This window comes from Enterobacter sp. SLBN-59, assembly GCF_024807915.1.
GTDB lineage: Bacteria > Pseudomonadota > Gammaproteobacteria > Enterobacterales > Enterobacteriaceae > Enterobacter > Enterobacter asburiae_B.
Window position 1 is genome coordinate 1 of sequence record NZ_JANUFI010000003.1, and the last position, 16,770, is coordinate 16,770.

17 protein-coding genes are annotated in these 16,770 nt (G+C 49.5%); 6 read left to right on the forward strand and 11 right to left on the reverse strand.

The window, feature by feature from the left end:
* Window positions 1–176 precede the first annotated feature (176 nt).
* The gene (locus M2422_RS22775; RefSeq protein ID WP_259142909.1) at window positions 177–1,646 is read left to right on the forward strand and encodes a TIR domain-containing protein; all 1,470 of its coding nucleotides are present in this window, start codon (window positions 177–179) and stop codon (window positions 1,644–1,646) included.
* 85 nt (window positions 1,647–1,731) lie between these two features.
* On the opposite strand, the gene M2422_RS22780 is transcribed toward M2422_RS22775, so the two are convergent.
* The 4 genes from M2422_RS22780 to M2422_RS22795 form a co-directional block, all read right to left on the reverse strand.
* Window positions 1,732–2,595: a toll/interleukin-1 receptor domain-containing protein gene (locus M2422_RS22780; RefSeq protein WP_259142911.1), complete on the reverse strand. Its 864-nt coding sequence runs from the start codon at window positions 2,593–2,595 to the stop codon at window positions 1,732–1,734.
* 16 nt (window positions 2,596–2,611) lie between these two features.
* The gene (locus tag M2422_RS22785) at window positions 2,612–3,037 is read right to left on the reverse strand and encodes a hypothetical protein (RefSeq protein ID WP_259142913.1); all 426 of its coding nucleotides are present in this window, start codon (window positions 3,035–3,037) and stop codon (window positions 2,612–2,614) included.
* A gap of 268 nt (window positions 3,038–3,305) precedes the next feature.
* On the reverse strand, window positions 3,306–3,791 hold the full coding sequence (locus M2422_RS22790) for a GNAT family N-acetyltransferase (RefSeq protein WP_259142916.1): 486 nt from the start codon (window positions 3,789–3,791) through the stop codon (window positions 3,306–3,308).
* Window positions 3,779–4,045 carry a DUF1778 domain-containing protein gene (locus M2422_RS22795; protein WP_259142918.1) on the reverse strand — a complete coding sequence of 89 codons (267 nt, stop codon included), beginning with the start codon at window positions 4,043–4,045 and terminating at the stop codon, window positions 3,779–3,781. Before M2422_RS22795 ends, M2422_RS22790 begins: the two co-directional genes overlap by 13 nt.
* A gap of 1,035 nt (window positions 4,046–5,080) precedes the next feature.
* On the opposite strand from M2422_RS22795, the gene repA reads away from it, so the two are divergent.
* From repA to M2422_RS22810, 3 genes are all read left to right on the forward strand, one after another.
* Window positions 5,081–6,124: a plasmid replication initiator RepA gene (gene repA, locus M2422_RS22800; protein ID WP_259143065.1), complete on the forward strand. Its 1,044-nt coding sequence runs from the start codon at window positions 5,081–5,083 to the stop codon at window positions 6,122–6,124.
* An 879-nt stretch (window positions 6,125–7,003) separates the two neighbouring features.
* Complete coding sequence (locus M2422_RS22805; protein WP_259142920.1) at window positions 7,004–7,495, forward strand: hypothetical protein; 492 nt, start codon at window positions 7,004–7,006, stop codon at window positions 7,493–7,495.
* Window positions 7,496–7,513: 18 nt separating this feature from the next.
* Window positions 7,514–7,936, forward strand: coding sequence for a hypothetical protein (locus M2422_RS22810; protein WP_259142922.1), 423 nt, complete (start codon window positions 7,514–7,516; stop codon window positions 7,934–7,936).
* Between the two features lie 139 nt (window positions 7,937–8,075).
* Here the strand turns inward: M2422_RS22810 and M2422_RS22815 are convergent, their stop codons facing one another.
* From M2422_RS22815 to M2422_RS22830, 4 genes are all read right to left on the reverse strand, one after another.
* Window positions 8,076–8,846, reverse strand: a complete 771-nt coding sequence (locus tag M2422_RS22815; RefSeq protein WP_259142924.1) for a TraX family protein — start codon at window positions 8,844–8,846, stop codon at window positions 8,076–8,078.
* 595 nt (window positions 8,847–9,441) lie between these two features.
* The gene (locus M2422_RS22820; protein WP_259142926.1) at window positions 9,442–9,798 is read right to left on the reverse strand and encodes a hypothetical protein; all 357 of its coding nucleotides are present in this window, start codon (window positions 9,796–9,798) and stop codon (window positions 9,442–9,444) included.
* Window positions 9,799–10,636: 838 nt separating this feature from the next.
* Window positions 10,637–11,464, reverse strand: a complete 828-nt coding sequence (locus M2422_RS22825; protein ID WP_259142927.1) for a universal stress protein — start codon at window positions 11,462–11,464, stop codon at window positions 10,637–10,639.
* 18 nt (window positions 11,465–11,482) lie between these two features.
* Entirely contained in the window at window positions 11,483–12,961 is a 1,479-nt protein-coding gene (locus M2422_RS22830) for a SulP family inorganic anion transporter (RefSeq protein WP_259142929.1), read from the reverse strand.
* A gap of 816 nt (window positions 12,962–13,777) precedes the next feature.
* Between M2422_RS22830 and M2422_RS22835 the strand changes: the two genes are divergently transcribed.
* Window positions 13,778–14,479: a hypothetical protein gene (locus tag M2422_RS22835; RefSeq protein ID WP_259142931.1), complete on the forward strand. Its 702-nt coding sequence runs from the start codon at window positions 13,778–13,780 to the stop codon at window positions 14,477–14,479.
* On the forward strand, window positions 14,472–14,897 hold the full coding sequence (locus M2422_RS22840; RefSeq protein ID WP_259142933.1) for a hypothetical protein: 426 nt from the start codon (window positions 14,472–14,474) through the stop codon (window positions 14,895–14,897). Before M2422_RS22835 ends, M2422_RS22840 begins: the two co-directional genes overlap by 8 nt.
* 121 nt (window positions 14,898–15,018) lie before the next feature.
* Here the strand turns inward: M2422_RS22840 and M2422_RS22845 are convergent, their stop codons facing one another.
* The 3 genes from M2422_RS22845 to M2422_RS22855 are packed head-to-tail and all read right to left on the reverse strand — an operon-like array spanning window position 15,019 to window position 16,717.
* Window positions 15,019–15,249, reverse strand: a complete 231-nt coding sequence (locus tag M2422_RS22845) for a hypothetical protein (protein WP_259142935.1) — start codon at window positions 15,247–15,249, stop codon at window positions 15,019–15,021.
* Entirely contained in the window at window positions 15,246–16,466 is a 1,221-nt protein-coding gene (locus tag M2422_RS22850; RefSeq protein ID WP_259142936.1) for a hypothetical protein, read from the reverse strand. The genes M2422_RS22845 and M2422_RS22850 overlap by 4 nt, the downstream gene beginning before the upstream one ends.
* Window positions 16,463–16,717 (reverse strand): hypothetical protein, encoded by a 255-nt coding sequence (locus tag M2422_RS22855; RefSeq protein WP_259142938.1) that lies wholly within the window; start codon window positions 16,715–16,717, stop codon window positions 16,463–16,465. The genes M2422_RS22850 and M2422_RS22855 overlap by 4 nt, the downstream gene beginning before the upstream one ends.
* Between the last annotated feature and the right edge of the window lie 53 nt (window positions 16,718–16,770).

The window sequence follows — 16,770 nt, forward strand, 5'->3', positions numbered from 1 at the left end:
AGCGTCCGGCGCGCTGCGTGAAAAATCGGGGTGAAGGATACCGCCACAGCGTAGCGCAGAGAGTCTACTTTTTCAAACGTACATTTTAATAAGTAGAAACATTTTTTTGCTGTTCAGGTTAAAATTAAATAAAATACATAATTCAATTTATTCCTAATAGTTTGTATAGGCTACTCATGAATCTTGAAGATGTATTTGTAACAGAGGGGGTTCCACAATTTACTTTTGTACGGCCACCTAATTTTAGCCAATTGCTTGTTGATGTTCGTCGCGCAGGGATGCCGGTGATAGTAGAAGGACAATCTGGTACAGGAAAAACTACAACAGTAAAACAGGTTTTATTAGAAATATATCCTGACAACGTGCCAAAGCTTTTAAGTCCAAGAGAACCACAAGATTTGCCATTGATTGATGAAATAAACATTAGCTCGGGCCCCAATATATTTATCATTGATGATTTTCATAGGCTTAATGATACATCTAAAAGGAGAATTGCAGATTTAGCAAAAGTTATTGCTGAGCGTGATGATAGAAGTAACCTTCCAAAGTTAGTGATAATCGGTATTAATAATGTGGGTTCAGATCTTATACAGCTTGTGCCTGATGTTGCGAAACGCATCGGTATTCACAGAATAGCCCCAGGAACTCGCGATTCAATAACGCAATTAATAAATGCTGGTTGTGACCACTTGAATATTACAATTTCCCCTATAGAGGAAATTGTAAATGAAAGTCGTGGGGACTATTGGCTCACTCAGCAAATATGCAGAACCGTATGCTTATCTGTTGGTGTAGATAGGACACAAGAAAATAAAAGAGATATAACTTGGAATAGTTCTCTTGTTAATCAATTAGTTGTAGAAAAATTACACCATAATTATGACCCTGCAGTCAAAGAGTTTTGTAGGGGAAGGCGGTTTAGACCTACAAATGACCCATATTATAAATTACTTCGTGCTGTTTCTGAACAAGAAAGTTCAAATGTAGACTTAAACGAGTTGGCTAATTCACGCCCGGAAATTAAAGGCAGTATAAATAACGTTAAAGACCACCGACTTAAAGTTCTGTTAGAGCAAAAAGAAATGTGCTCAAGGTTATTCTATTACGACCCAGAAACTAAAGGTTTTGCTATTGAAGATCCTGCTTTATTTTATTATCTGAGAAATTTAGACTGGGATTCTTTAAGGCAAAGATGTGGTTTTAGAAATGCAGAAGAAGATTATGAGTTTGATATAGCGATTTCTTTCGCCGGAGAGAATAGGGATTTCGCTAATTTTCTTGTAGATAGTTTAAAGAACTTAGATATCTCTGTTTTCTACGATCGTCATTATGAGGATAATTATTTGGGTGGGCCATGGTCTAAATATTTCCAAGAAATTTTCGCTCAACGTTCTCGGTTAGTAGTTGCCTTGTTGGACCAATATCATAAAGAAAAATTATGGCCCACTTTTGAAAGAGATTGTTTTGCTTTACGAATCCCTAACGGCGAGGTAATCCCTGTATTTTTGGATGATACACTATTTCCTGGTATCCCCATGGATCTGGTATCAATTAAATATCAATTTAACGGTAATTTAGAAGAAGAGAAAAATTCCATAATGCAAAATGTTGTATTGCGTATTGTTTCCAAACTGGACTCAATTTGATTCTTTATGTTCAAAAATGTTTCGTCATTATATTTCAAAAAAGGCCATTCATAATGGATGGCCCAAATATAAGATGAAATAGCAATCAATGAGAAAGTACCAAGTTATAAATAGCATCTAAATTTCTAAAAATATCATCTGTTTCAAAATGGTATGCAATGTCGCTATAGTTACTTGTCGTAAAAGCAATGCCACTTGGACTTAGTTTATTGATTTTATAAATTTTTTCGTTGTTAACATTGTGCATGTGTTGTAAATACAATGGATATGAAAATACTGCTTCGTCAAACGCTTCATTACTAATAACTACACGACTATTACTTATCGACTTGCGTAGATCAGATGGACGATCTTTATGTTCTTTTTTCTCGAGCATTGAACTCATTAATAATTCCGAGAATATCCATGGTGATTGTGTTCGAAACTCATCACCATTTTGGATGCATGAATCTAAAGTATTAATAAATATCAGGCATTCCGAATTGTGTATCATTTTCATTAATGCGGAAGAAAGAATCATATTCAAATTGCTTGCAAGTCTATTACAGTATTCATATATATAAGTGTTTTCTTGTCCTGGGAATTTATTATGCTTATTATTTAATTCATGGAGCGCATCATCCATATATCCCCATACCTCTGAATCAATAAATGAGCGTATCCCAAATTTTGAAAATAAAAAATTAGCCAAAGCTATAGCTTTATTTTTATCAACATGGCTATGGGAAATAAAAACATGTGAATCAACACTAGGGAACCAAATTTTTTTGAATTCTTCGTAATTAATTGAATCAACAATAGTTTCATTATGATTTTTTGTTTTAGTTATTGATTCTTTTATTTTTTTTATCGGATTTGGTAGTCTTAATTGCTCCGCTAAAGTGAATGAATAGCTTCCATTCAGAAGAAATGAGTAATCAGGTATTGAAAAATTGAAAGCATGTAACATAATTAATTTCCATTATTTAAAACAAAACAAAAAAAATAAAAACCGCAACAAACATTGGTATATGGAAAAGAAGAATGGATGCAGAAATTAATGAACTTCTATATGACAGAGAATCACCATTTAGTTGTTCTTTATAAAGAACAGGGTTTATTCTAAAGTAGTTAATTGTATCTGAAGTTGATTCTGCCAAGAGATTATAAACTTTCCTAAAAATTCTCTCTTGCTGTAGATAATAAGCATCTAATAGACAGAAAGCTATGGTGCTGACTATCAATGCAAGAAGTAAATAGCTTGAATATTGAGTTGCATCCTTTTTTAAAGCAGTAACTGCGACAAATAATGTTAGATCCCATCCTTTAATATAAAAAGAATTATTGGCCATTCTTGCTATGATTGCCTGCAGGAACCCTAACCCAGCGATTTTTGATTCGTTTGTACTCATTTAACACCTACTCGCTTATACAAAGAGAAGTATACAGAAAAGATAGCATAAACACCGATAAATCAAAATGATGACACATAATATGATGTTATGCTCATTAAGCCGCTGGGGGTAGATTTAAGCATAGAAATTTTCAACTTAGTTGCACATAAGATGGCCGATATATGTTTTGACATTATAAATGCGCATAACAAAGATTATGTTAAATGCTATCTTTTATCCATTTAAAATCAATAAGTTATTGACATATTAAGTACTTCCCCCTCTTCTACTGTGGGAGTTTGAGGAACAGAGTCCTTTCCTGGGTTTGCGACGCCTTAAAACCATGGTGGAGATAAAAGCTTTTAGCCTCTTCAGTCAGTGCATGAACCATAATCGCGCGTACGCCTATATTTTCTGCGACCCGGTAACAGCGCAATACTGCGTCGTGCAGTAAATCAGCACCTAGCCCTTTTCCCCGGAATGAAGCATCAACAGCCAGACGGGCAAGAATGATAACAGGAATAGGATCAGGCATATTGCGCCTGAGACTTCCCGTGGCTTCCACATGGTTAACGCTGCCGGTGGCCAGAGAGTAAAAACCGACAACCTGCTTCGTGTATGTTTTACAGACAACAAACGTTCGGGTTGAACCGAGAGCCTGATTTTTTAATCCTCTCTGTTTAAGCCAGTCATCAAGTACAGCCTCACCACTGACGAATTCAGCAAGTTGATGGGAGCTGGATAACGGTTCTGGTGCAGTTACTTGTCCCACTGCGGTTTCCTTGCCAGCAGTTTATCAACGGCAGCATCATCCGAAACTGGTGCATCAAGCATCTCGATAAACTCTGCATACTGCTCATCGTTAAAATTGAATACACGACGATCGAGGATCACATTCTCCGCAGCCTGGCAGGCCATCTCAAGGATAAAGTCTGTGCGTGATTTATGGAGGATCTCTGCAGCAGCATCGATAAGTGCTCTTTGAGACTCCTTGGCTCTGAGATTGAGCTGAACATCTGATTTCATGGCGGCGCTCCTTGTATAGCAATTGCTTTACAAGCATATCACAAGGAAGCTGTATAGCAAATGCTACACAAACTTTTCTCAATGCCGTCAGAATACAAAAGATTCAGCTTGTAACTACTGAGTTCAAAGTCCTGCCTCTAAAGTTCTCTTCCCTGCCCAGGCTTACCTAACCATACCCAACTTCCTGACATTGCTGCGAGCACTTTCGGTTAAATGTCACAACAGGACAATTAGCACGCAAACAATCGACGGTAATCCGGTCTTACATCTGGAAAATTTTGTTGCGAGAAGGTAGTATTCCGATCGTCATCGATCGTCTTGTGGTGGGACAGATTGTTGATTCAGAATAATTTTGCTCCCTAACTCAAACTGACCGTTTGGCTGCTTTGTGGTGAGGCAGAGAGGGGGCAGAAAAGGGTTATCCGGAGGATATGCGGACTTCCGGAAACAAACAGGGACAGAACGTGTCCGATAAAACGTTCAGGAGCAGGTAACGGGATTTTCCGGAGCCTGAATGCACAAACCCCCCGAAATCTGTCATCAACTTGGCGGAAGAGTCAGATATCAGGGGGTCCAAAAGCAGGCGCGTTGCCTGTGAAGGATTATAACGCATGCACCATAGAAAACAACACCCGGCCGCCATAAGAACAGGCCGCCGTGAATGAAAAAGTAACCTCATTCCTTTCTGCTGAACTACCGGTCAGCCTGGAACATACTCTGTATGTGGCTCCTGTGAGCTCTGCCACGCTGCCGTTTCGCCGGAAAATGGCGTCCAATACGCCGGGCATAACGACATCTCAGCGCAGCTGTTCCCTGGATCTCATCGCCGTGACGCGGGGTGAGAGCCTGCAACATCCCGGATCTCTCGATGCCCTGTTTAAGGTTCTGACTCTTCATACTGATCCGGTGACCTGTCTCGTCTCCGGGTCTGTAAGCGAACTGGCCGCAGAATACGATTTTGCCCTGGCAGCGATGCACGGGGCGTTGTCTGCAACCGATGCGACAGATGCAGGGCCAGCCGGAAACCTGACGGAGATGCAGAACAATGATGGCTACCGCACTGTGGCCAGAACGCAGACTCGCTCACGTCACTGGTCTGAATTACCGGCAGAAGAACAGGAGCGTTTCTGGCAGGACGTGGATGCCGGTCTGCAGAATGACTTTCTGGTCGCACCCGCCAAAAAAGTGACCCGCCGCCGTCGCGGAGATCACTCAACGAAACCAAAATGTGAGTTTCCTTCCTGGTTCCGCCCTGAGCGTTACAAGAAGCTGTCAGGACAGCTCGGCTATGCCTACAACCGGCTGGTTAAAATTAACAAAACTACCGGTGAGGTGACGCTGCGTGCCCATGTTTCACGGCACCCTCTCTTTGTTGCCGGCCGGCGCAAAGCGGGGCGTAAATACGCGTTCCGCCCGGAGCGCCAGCGTCTCATGGATGCCTTCTGGCCACTGGCCATCAGTTTCTGTGATGCCGGCAAACATAGCGTAGTCCTGTGCGTCTCACGCCTGGCCAGAGAGCTAAGTCCGAAGGATGCTGACGGGAATGTCATTCCTGAAACAGAGGTGACGGTGTCACGCCTTTCCCGGCTGATTGATGAGCAGGTACGCTTCGGTGTGCTGGGGCTTTCTGAAGAGCGCAAGTGGGATCGCGAATCCCGCACCTGGCTGCCGACCCATGTCTACATCACCCCGCTCGGTTTTCAGATGCTGGGTGTGGACATGGACAAACTACGCCGCGAACAGGAAAAGAAACTCCGTCTCAGTGCCGAACGTGAACAGTTAATACGTGAAGGCGTGATGAGGGAGGATGAGGATATCTCTCCGGAAACCGCCCGTAAACGCTGGGCGTTTCAGAAGCAGCGGGATGCCCTGAAGTACCGCAGGAAAAAAGGGGCAGAGCGCAAGCGTGCCAACAACCTGATCAAGCTGCCGGCAGATGAACGGCTGCACCAGATGGAAAAATGGGTATACAAAACCCTGCCGCCGGATGAAGCGTACTGGTGTACGCCTGAGCGGCTCACCCAGCTGGCTATCCAGCATCTCTGTCAACTGGACCTGGCGCTGGCACCACCGGACTGACCCGGATACCCGCCAAACATGTTCTCTGTTTAAATGCCCCTTGCCGGGGCTTCTGGTGCTGGTTTTTTTCACCATTCAGGTGTGTTTTTTGTACACCCCGCCCGAATCAGGCGCTCTTCCTGCGCCGATCTCCCTTCAGAACGGTGCGTAAATACGCGCATTTATTTTTTTCCACAGAATTCCGCAAACGGATAATCGGCACTTTCCGGAAATGAGAAAAAGCGAACCCGCAAAATAATCTAACCCCCCTTTTATTATCGCTCTGTTCATTTCATTCCAGAGTGGATCTTTGTCTCCGGCCACTCTGTGGATAAGTGAAAATGACTTCGCGTGCAGCGGCCTGACGGCCGCGCGCTCAGAAGAACATCAAAAGTACTTCCCCTCGCAGGCACCGGCCCCATTCTGGCCAGAACCTGACACCGCGGACACACCTGCCCCCTGCTAAACCGACGCCGCCCCGGCCCGAAGGGCCGGAACACCCTCGCTTTAAGAGGGATGTTGTAACTAGTAACCCGGACGGCTGCAGGAAGAGTTGCGGTGAGTTCGCTGTACACGCTCGTAAGCGCCTGACGGCGCTAACGCGGAGATACAGCCCGTCAGCGGCCACAGGCCTTGACGGACTCACTCCGACCGCGTACATAAACAATTCAGTGGCTTGACGTCAGACTGGCCTCGCAGGGAACGGGATGGGTAATGCAGAACCTGTTAGTCTGTAACGGCTTACGCCGGTCACGGCGCCATTCGACGTTCATGCCCTGTTTAACATCAGCTGGCGCCTCCATGCCGCGACGCGGCATCTGAAAGCCCTGTAGATGACTGGCATAATGGTGTTCGGGTTGTGGGGCACCCGGATATTTTTTCGTTTAACAGAGGGGTAAAATGACTCCACTACATAAACTGGCCGTCATGGCGGTAAACGAGCTTCTTGACCGTAACGCTATCACGCTGGATGTGTCAGCCACTGGCGACCAGTCAGGCGGCGAAACCGGACACATCCATACACAGCTGGCCGGTAAACCAGGCGTGATCATCTGGAGAGATATTGGACATGGCGAACTGTGCATCAGCGTATGGTGGGACTACGATCACAGTAAGCATCCGCAGGCCTATCCGGAACTGCCGGATGGCGCACCGATCAAAGAATGTTTCACGACCTCCTCCCCTATGGCCAAACGCCAGCATTACCCGAAATTTGTCGGCGTTACCCTGTCTTTCTGGTTTGAACGCAAAACCGGGAAATGGATCCAGTGCCAGAACGGGACGTTCACTGGAAATGACATCTATATCCGGAGAGGCATGCAGTCCGCGCTGAAGGCGCTCCCGGCCGTTACACCGAAGGGGTTTAAAACCACGGGACGATTTTTCAACTGAGTATTATGGAGTTATATAATGACCGCACCACAGAAACTGCCTCGTAAAGAAGTGTTCCTGGTTATGAAGGAAATCAGCGGTGGCGAAATCGTCATGGCTGAAGGTCTGCTTGCTGCCTCAAACTATTATTTTGACGCACTGGGCAGAGCCGCGGCGCAACAGCCGTCTTCTGTAACCCTGGAAGAATTCGACCCGCAGTACCGTTTAGCCCAGATGATTCATCTGCCAGACGAACGCACCGGAAAGTGGCACGCCACGCACCATTCTTTCGGGGGATGGCCTGAATTTGTGCCTGAGATGGAATATATTGTTTCCGTCGCGGCGTACTCCAACAGCAAAGCCAGAACGCTGGAAATGCTGAAGGCAGGAGTCGAGTATTCAGATCTCATCCTGAATGGCTCAGTGGCTCCGCGCGAAGGCGAATTCCCGTTCGACCTGTAAAGTCAGCCTGTCGCAATCGACAGACAGGCCAGCCCCTTTGCAGGGGCTTTTTACTGCACGAAAGAGGCGGCTGCTCCGGGAGAACCGACGCCTGTATCAGGCAGCGCTTTCTCAGTAATAACCATCGCCTTCACCGTGCTCAGGCCAGGACATACTGTACCAGGCCGATGAGACCGAGGTGGCCTGCGTAAGCAAAATAAAAGAAATTACGCGGCATAAATCGCTGACGTCCTTCCGGGCAAAGATCCCTGCACAAGGCTACCGCAACCAGGGGGAACACCAGAGCAGGCAGTGTGGCCAGCAATAATGTTTCTGCGGGCATATACAGTATATGAGACAGTCCGTTTAAGCAGAGAAGTGACAGCACGGCTGTGCAGGTAGACAGGCATTTCATTTCGGCTGTACTTCTGCCAGTAACGGTCGCCAGGCTGACGGCCAGCATAATTCCTGGCAGACCATAGCTTGCCGGCTGAAGTGGAAAAATCATGAGTGCCAGAAGCAATCCTCCTGCAAGACTTCCCTTTCTGCCATACCGGTGCTGCAGGGCGAGCAGCTGCGTGACGCCGGCGAACACGAACAGAATGTTCAGTGCCCACCACGGCTGGTGAAGCCGGAAGGCCAGACTGAATGCCGGTTGCGTTACGATGGCCCAGAGCCACAGCCGGTTTGCCCTCACCTGCAGACGTTCTGGTGTACGTTGCACGTTCATCGCCCATATAAGCGTGAACAGGGGGAAGGCCATCCGGCCAAGCGCATACATCAGCGGCACGGGAGGCGTCAGAAAGACTGTGTTGATGTGATCGATGAGCATGGCCATAAGTGCCATGAGCCTGACCATATCCAGTGCGGCCGGACTGAGACTGCCGGTATTCCTGAGGTTGTGAAGCACGTCGGGTACGGAAAGTTTCATGCTGTATATTCCCCTGGCGGCACGCTGCCAGCAGCCAGTTCTGCACATAATGCCAGAATGCTCTGCCGGATGGTTGTGTCACTTTGATCTTTATTTTTTCCAGAATCTTACGCACTGCAAATTCTGATTTATCCCGCAATATACGCATTGCGCCCGTCACATCTTTATTCTGAATACAAATACTTAATTTGTGAAAATCGTTCATACACCCCCCTGACTTGCTATATTGTTATCGGCAATGACAACAATACATTTAGTTTAAGGCGTGCATTCACCTGTAAAATTTTATTTCAGATCAGCACGATGCTTCTTTTATTAGATGAACAGTCTGAATATAAAATGATCGCGACCAGGTAATAAAACACGACCAGTCCGGACCATATTCACCCGGCGATCCGCATTCCGTTTTCTGTTCTGCATCTGAAATATTACCGCATGCAGTTTACCAACAGGTAATACTGCGCTGTCTGACATAACGTTAACCGTAAAGCATAATAAAAGAACATTGTGCCGCCTGCAGTTTTATTCATTTATCTGCAGGTAAGCACTGAGCTGTCAGGGCCTTAAACCCTTACGGTTCTGGCAGAGCTGGTCCTCATGCCCTTTGATGAAAAACAGACCAGGTTTCAGCTTTATCCAGGCGATTACTGACGAGAAACTCCTCGATTTCTCTCCTCATTTCCGGCAACGGACCCAGTGTATCGAGCTGTTCGAAAGGACAGTATTTTTCAGGTTCATTATTCAGTTCACAACCGGCACGGTGCAGAACAATCATACCCAAAATATACATGTACAGATGTTCATCGTAGAGGAATCCGGGAGATTCAGGGAACTGTTCTTCAAATAATTCCAGCAACCTGAGTGTTTCTGCCTTTAATTCATATTCCCTGGAAACAATCAGAGTCATACGTCTGGCTTTTTCTGTTTTTATGGCCTGTTCCGCAACTTTCATCGCGTGTCGTTTGCGGGGATCACCCGATCTCTTTTTCATCAGTTTTAGACTCGCAGTATACTGAATGTATTAAAGGTTAGTGTTTAAGACATTAGCCTTATTATAAGGCCATTATCAACTCCTGAGTAGCTGTATTTAATGTCAGGGAAGGTCACTATTTTGCTAAAGGAACATAGTCATGCTTTTCACTCCACGGATTGACGACTGGATCGAAAATATTATAATTTGTTTCGGTGGTGAATCCTTCTAAGCGAAAGGGCGTTCCAGTCAGCGGTAGTCTGCAGGTAGGCACGCGACTTTACTGGCTGGGGTAAAGTCACCGGGAGGCACCCGGCACCATAGAAATGTTGCATAGCATAAAACCCGCTCTATATGAGCGGGTTTCCTTTTTCTGAATCAGCAACTATAAATAAAAATGTAAGTAAAGCATCGCTGCTTTCCTGGTGAACCAGTAGCTCGGACTAACGGGAAGGAAGCTGTGTTAGAAGTGACTTTCTTCTTGCTTCTTCGCCTGCTGAATCAGCAGGCTTTTTTTTAATGCTTCTGAACTGTCGCCACGATAGTGTTATGAGTATCCCTGTCGAACTGATTGGCTACAGAAACATAAACGGCTCTACTCGGGGTTTGGGGAGCAGTGGACCCAAAAGACGGTTAAGAGGTTCAATTGAGTGGTCAATAACAGGTAAATCAATCTGTTGCGATTAACGGCGTCTTTGGGGTCCGCTTGGGACACGGAAAATATCCTACGCTAAGCCTGTTTTTTGAGCTGGCATGACGGTCTGCTATGAGTGATAAGCGGACGTTCGGATAACGGGCCTGAAAGCCAGGCCCGTGCGCTTCATCGCAGCATCAGCAGAGCCTGACGACTTTCTGACAGCATCTCTGTGGTGTGGCTGCCGATAAAGAACCGGCGCAGCTGTGAATGACCATAAGCCCCCATCACCGTCAGGTCGATGCCATTCTCATCGGCATACCGGCATAACGCGCCGGTGACTGATTTATCCTTCAGTAGCTGGGCTGCCGTGACGATCCCAGCATCCTGCAGGATCGCTTGCGCATCCTGCAGCGTCGACGCTTCGCCGTTAACCATGACTAGATGACAGGTAAGGCCGCTCAATAGCGGGCTGACGGTCAGGCGCATCAGGTTTTCCCGGCTCGCCTCACTGCCGTCATACGCAAACATGACCCGTGACGGCGTCGAAAAGGTTTCCGGCACGACCAGCACCGGCCGCTTCTGCAACCGGATGACGCTTTCCAGGTGACTGCCAACCGGATTCCGGGAGCCTCTGCGGCCCAGCACCATCAGGCGGATATCGCCCAGCTCTGCCAGGATCTCATCCAGCGCGCCGTGCTTTTGCATCAGCCGGATCTCCGGCTGTCCTGCCTGCTTCAGCAGCGCCGCACAATCAGTCAGCACGGCCTTTCCCTGTGCCATCATCAGGCGACTGCGCTCGCCCTCGATGCGGACTAGCTCTTCAGTCAGCTGCTCCCGGCTGTCGATGCCAATGGTGCCGGTCAGGTCGGACACGGCGGGAGGATCATTTTTTTCCAGCACGTGCATCAGGGCAAGCGGCACGTCCAGCTTACCGGCCGCCCAAGCCGCATACTCACAGACCGGGCGGGTTGACGGCGAGCCGTCCACGCATGCAATAACGGTGTTATTCATGTTGAATTCTCCTGTGAATTAATGGCCGCCCATCAGCTTTTCAACTTCTTCGGGTTTGTCATGCACGCCAAAGCGGTCAACGAGAGTCCGGGTTGCTTCGTTCATACCCCTGATTTCCACCTCCGTACCCTCGCGGCGGAACTTGATCACGATGCGGTCCAGCGCGCTGACCGACGTAATGTCCCAGAAGTGGGCGTGCGTCACGTCGATCACCACGCGATCCAGCGCCTCGCGGAAGTCGAAGTGGCTGGTAAACCGGTCAGACGAAGCAAAGAAGACCTGGCCGGTCACGGTGTAAGTACGAGTATCGCCCTTCAGCTCAGATGAAACTGCCATGAAGCGGGCGACCTTGGTGGCGAAGTTCAGCGCGGCAATCAGCACGCCGGTCAGCACGCCAAATGCCAGGTTATGTGTGGCCACCACCACCACCACGGTTGCCAGCATCACCACGCTGGTTGAGAGAGGATGGGATCGCAGGTTGCTGATGGAGCGCCAGGAGAAGGTACCTATGGAGACCATAATCATCACCGCAACCAGCGCCGCCATCGGTATCTGAGAAACCCACTGGCGCAGGAAGATAATGAGACAGAGCAGCACCACGCCGGCGGTCAGCGTGGAAAGACGCCCGCGTCCGCCGGACTTCACGTTAATCACCGACTGGCCAATCATGGCGCAACCCGCCATGCCGCCGATGAACGAGGTGCAGATATTGGCAATACCCTGCGCCTTGCACTCGCGGTTCTTGTCGCTCGGCGTGTCGGTCATGTCGTCCACGATGGTAGCAGTCATCATCGACTCCAGCAGCCCCACCACGGCAAGCCCGGTGGAATACGGCAGAATAATCAGCAGCGTGTCGAGGTTAAGCGGGATGTCAGGAATGAGGAATACCGGTAGGCTGTCCGGCAGTTTGCCCATATCGCCCACGGTGCGCACGTCAAGGTGCAGCCACATGGAAATGGCGGTCAGCACGATGATGCAGACCAGGGGTGAGGGGATGGTTTTATTCAGGTACGGGAAGAGATATATGATACCAAGGCCGGCAGCGGTAAGAACATATACGTGCCAGGTGACGTTGGTGAGTTCCGGCAGCTGCGCCATGAATATCAGTATCGCCAGCGCATTCACGAAGCCGGTTACCACCGAGCGCGACACGTAGCGCATCAGGCTGCCGAGCTTCAGGTAGCCAGCAATCAGCTGGAACACGCCGGTCAGTACGGAGGCGGCGAGTAAATACTGCAACCCGTGGTCTTTCACCAGCGTGACCATCAGCAGCGCCATCGCACCGGTGGAAGAGGAAATCATCGCCGTGCGGCCACCAAAGAAGGCTATAACGATGGGGATACAGAAAGCGGAATAGAGACCGACCTGCGGATCTACGCCAGCGATGATGGAAAAGGCGATCGCTTCCGGAATAAGCGCGAGCGCGACCACAATACCGGCGAGGACATCACCACGGACGTTACCCAGCCAGTCCTTACGCGTCGAGGACAGCAACATAGTAGTTTCTCAGTTTTTGAATGCAGTCAGCCCGTGAGGGCAAAATTTATGTACGAAAAAGCACATCCGCAGAAGGGATGTTTTTGAGTGCGCGACTGAGGTTACTCAGTGCGACAGAGAGGGGTATGACTCAGGGCGGCGTAGTACGCATGATAATTTTTTTAACTCCTTTACAGGCATTTATGCTCCTTAAGGAACCAGAAAGACCGGCTGTACAGGCTTTCAGCGCTGGTCACGAATGCCCGCCGGGCAGATCACAGTCAGAGCTGTCAGCTGTCCCGGCAAAAAGCCTTTTTACTCTACACGATGCGTAAATGGAGTCAATGCGCGGAGGATGACAAATGCCCGCAAAGCACGCTGTCATCGGTGTAAATAGGCTCCGTTTCGCTTCCTTTTACCGGATGTTGCCGGTCATTTTCATCAGGGTTGATAGAATACATACGGGAATTGAAGTTTAGTTCTGTTCAGTTGCCCGCTTTTGGCACACAGCAACCCGTCAGGTCAGTTCAAAAAACAGGCTTAGCGTAGGATATTTTCCGTTTCCCAAGCGGACCCCTCTTTTGCTCTTCAAACGGCCAATATGAGTATAAGTAATTTGGCTATCGTAAAAGAGAGGGCTAAAATGGCAATCTGCGATGTAAATTGGCCTGACCCTTTTTGGCTATTCAAAATGACCTTTTATCGGGATTTAGTGCCTCTGTACTTCCCTTCGCCATCAGTGATGGCCCGGACTCTTTTCTTAAAATCTCGTCCTCCACCTTCTGGTGTATTTTTGTGTGTTAAAATTCACCAGTCAGCCAGGAGAGGAGGTTAAGGATGAGTAAACGTAAAGACATTATCGATGGCCAGGAATATGGTAGCCCTTACGGCCTGATTTACACGGAGGTTCTGGGATGGATCGATTTAGGCCATGCACAAGGAACAGATATCAGAAAACTGCTGCGAAATATTGATACCGGTGAGTCCTCCGGAAGGGAGCACTACGAAGTTGTCTATTCTCAGTCCATGATTGACCCGGCCAGAACCATGAAAATGGGTAAGTTTATCACCTGGCGAATTAAACGTGGGCGCTCATATTCTGAGCGCCAGAGCATTGCGCTGGCGATGATGATGTCGCTGGCCAGGAAGTTCGAGGGACTACAGTCATCATTTCCTGTCAGCCTGACGACCGACAGTGGGTTCAGCGGGGAAGACCTGGTGTCAGATTTACTGGGATTCCACCGTGTAGTGACCATCCAGAACCCGTTTGACATGCTACGCCCGGTCAGTAAAGCAGAAGCCCTCAAACGCTGGGATTACTATGGCAAAATTGGTTCATGGAAAAATGAAACATTCATCCCGCTACTGTTCCCCGATCCGGATAAATATCCGAACGCCCGCCCCCGCAAAGGTGAGCTACCAAATTTTATGAAAACAGTCAGACCGTGGAATGACTTTCATTCAGGAATTGTCAGCATCGTCAGCGCCGACGGGTCATATATAGATAAAGCAAAAGGCGGTGTATTACCTTATGCGTAACTCATTCAAGGTTCTCATTGCGATGGTTGTGGTCATTGCCACAGCTCTGGTCTGGGTGTGGCCTTATGTACAAATGGAATTTGCAGGCAGTGCACACTATACCGAGCAGGATAAGCGGGAATATGAATTTTACACCCCCGATATTTTGAAAAAAATGCCCCGCATTTCTCCACAATATGATTTTGATTTTGCAAATATCACCGGGCCAGCAACCCATGTATATACCATAAAATTTTATGGTACTGAGGACATGAGCAAAATTGATGCTTATCTTGTATCGCTGGGCTACAAACCTCAGGGTGCATGCAACATCGACAATATATGTTGGCGCGGAACAGACCCCACAGAAACCGTGATGATAAGGTCTCTTAAAAGCGAAAAGGGTGTGGTAGTACAGATCGTATATGATTTTACATAGAAAGTGATTCAGCTTCAGCTTAACCGGGCATGAAAACCTTTTAACGATAATGTGTTGTTTAAAGGGTCTGAAGCCCAGTGGAACGAAAACTCACGTTAAGCTTTAATTTATAAATGGCCATTTAAAGTAGCCGCTTAACTGCGGCTACTGTTCTATTACCCCCCGTATACAGCTCGCCGGCTGTGGCGGACGGACAGTCCCTGCGTGCCCTGGCCAGCCGGTCCAGCCAGACTTCGTAAGCCCTTCCGGCGTCGTGTTCATCCGGAGAGAACGTTTCCCCGGCGGTCACGGTTTTACGGCGCGTGAAGGTCACGATGAGATGGACGTTGCCTTCATAAGGTGCCGGACTCATGACCTGTCCCCTGCGCCGGCAACGTTCCATGCAATCTCCGTGGCCAGATGCTCCGCCACTTCCTGTCCCGTATAACCGGCCAGAAAATCCAGCGCCGGAGCAGCGTCTTCCCGGGACAGCGGGCTGTTGAATCCGAACCCACCGGTTGCCAGGAGCCACTGAAGACGTTCAGTCCAGCGCTCGCCGGGTTTGCGGACCGGCGAAAACACAATCTCCGTCAGTTGTTCGCGGTTGCAGTACAGCTGCCGTCTGGCCAGCCCGTCAAGCATGCTTTCAAGTTCCTGCCGGGCGACATCCTCTTCACTCATCAGCGACCAGCGGATACGGTGCCGCTGCAGCTCTTCTGACAGGCCTGGGGTGAACCCTGCCCGGGTCAGCAGGTCAGCCAGCGCGGCTTGTGTGTTTTCCTCACAGCCGGCAGCCGTGAGCGGGAATGCCTCCTGACAGTCGCGCAGAACGTGCAGCAGGCGCGCCGGTGCCGGCAGTGACCGGACAGATGCTTCAGGACTCACTACGGCCTGGCGTATTGTGTCCGTCAGGCCGGTGATCCCCAGCGCCTGTAACGCCCCCTCCAGCTGGCGGTACCAGGTGCCGGTCAGGTCTGCCGGCGCGGTACCGTTAAGCGTGCCCGCCTCCGGCGTGGTGCTCTCATTGATCTGCATCCGGACCGCAATACCCGCGTCGTGGCAGGCCTGCAACCACTGCGCCACCTGAAGGGGATCGGCCGCCAGGCGCGTCACCTGCCCGTCCGTGTTCCACAGCTGGAGACAGGTGGTGCCGTCGAGGCGGATAACGTAGTCGCCCCGGCACGCAAGGTGCCAGCGACCGTCCAGCTCCACCGGCCGGTCGTCAGACTCGTCTGCCTGGCTGTGCGGGACCAGGGGCAGAACCCGGACTTCCGTGGCACGCTGTTCGGCCAGCTGGCTGGCCTGTTCTTCGGCAAGGATGGGAGCAGCTAGCGCGCGGCCGGCGTCCGTCAATTCCACGGCCAGCTGCAGGTTTTGTGCGCGCAGGGTGCGCAGCCAGCCCGCCGTTTCCATGCGCCGGCAGGAGGCGCGCAGGTTCGGCCCGTATACCGGGGCATCCCCGCCCTGCTCCAGCAGCCGCTCGATATCCTTTGTCGCCACCGGCCCCGGACGTTTCGCACCGAGGGCGGCCAGCACAATCAGCACCCGTCGCTGCAGGGGGGACGGGCGGCGGTTTTTTTTATCCGTCACGCCCTGGCCTCCCTGAGACCATGGATCAGCCCCTCAAGGCGCTGCCTGTCAGCATCGATGCGCTCCATATCCGGCACGCCCGGGTACCCGCTCATCGCGAGGATAAACCAGAACCGGAGAAGGTCTGAGGCCCTGTTCAGCTCCTGGACGTAGTGGCAGCCGTCCTGGCGAAGGTCGCATTTCCTGATTTCGTCTTCTGTCTTCTGCATCAGCAGCTCATAGCTGAGTGAAAAATTCAGTTCCTGATCCATCCTGTACGCTCCGTCTGATAAGGTCCGGTTAAGTGAAAAACATATCATGAATG

Bases quoted from the DNA above. Each gene is read 5' to 3' on its own strand.
- M2422_RS22775 (WP_259142909.1), top strand. From the start codon at position 177: ATGAATCTTGAAGATGTATTTGTAACAGAGGGGGTTCCACAATTTACT.
- M2422_RS22780 (WP_259142911.1), bottom strand. From the start codon at position 2,595: ATGTTACATGCTTTCAATTTTTCAATACCTGATTACTCATTTCTTCTG.
- M2422_RS22785 (WP_259142913.1), bottom strand. From the start codon at position 3,037: ATGAGTACAAACGAATCAAAAATCGCTGGGTTAGGGTTCCTGCAGGCA.
- M2422_RS22795 (WP_259142918.1), bottom strand. From the start codon at position 4,045: ATGAAATCAGATGTTCAGCTCAATCTCAGAGCCAAGGAGTCTCAAAGA.
- repA (WP_259143065.1), top strand. From the start codon at position 5,081: ATGCAGAACAATGATGGCTACCGCACTGTGGCCAGAACGCAGACTCGC.
- M2422_RS22805 (WP_259142920.1), top strand. From the start codon at position 7,004: ATGACTCCACTACATAAACTGGCCGTCATGGCGGTAAACGAGCTTCTT.
- M2422_RS22810 (WP_259142922.1), top strand. From the start codon at position 7,514: ATGACCGCACCACAGAAACTGCCTCGTAAAGAAGTGTTCCTGGTTATG.
- M2422_RS22815 (WP_259142924.1), bottom strand. From the start codon at position 8,846: ATGAAACTTTCCGTACCCGACGTGCTTCACAACCTCAGGAATACCGGC.
- M2422_RS22820 (WP_259142926.1), bottom strand. From the start codon at position 9,798: ATGAAAGTTGCGGAACAGGCCATAAAAACAGAAAAAGCCAGACGTATG.
- M2422_RS22825 (WP_259142927.1), bottom strand. From the start codon at position 11,464: ATGAATAACACCGTTATTGCATGCGTGGACGGCTCGCCGTCAACCCGC.
- M2422_RS22830 (WP_259142929.1), bottom strand. From the start codon at position 12,961: ATGTTGCTGTCCTCGACGCGTAAGGACTGGCTGGGTAACGTCCGTGGT.
- M2422_RS22835 (WP_259142931.1), top strand. From the start codon at position 13,778: ATGAGTAAACGTAAAGACATTATCGATGGCCAGGAATATGGTAGCCCT.
- M2422_RS22840 (WP_259142933.1), top strand. From the start codon at position 14,472: ATGCGTAACTCATTCAAGGTTCTCATTGCGATGGTTGTGGTCATTGCC.
- M2422_RS22845 (WP_259142935.1), bottom strand. From the start codon at position 15,249: ATGAGTCCGGCACCTTATGAAGGCAACGTCCATCTCATCGTGACCTTC.
- M2422_RS22855 (WP_259142938.1), bottom strand. From the start codon at position 16,717: ATGGATCAGGAACTGAATTTTTCACTCAGCTATGAGCTGCTGATGCAG.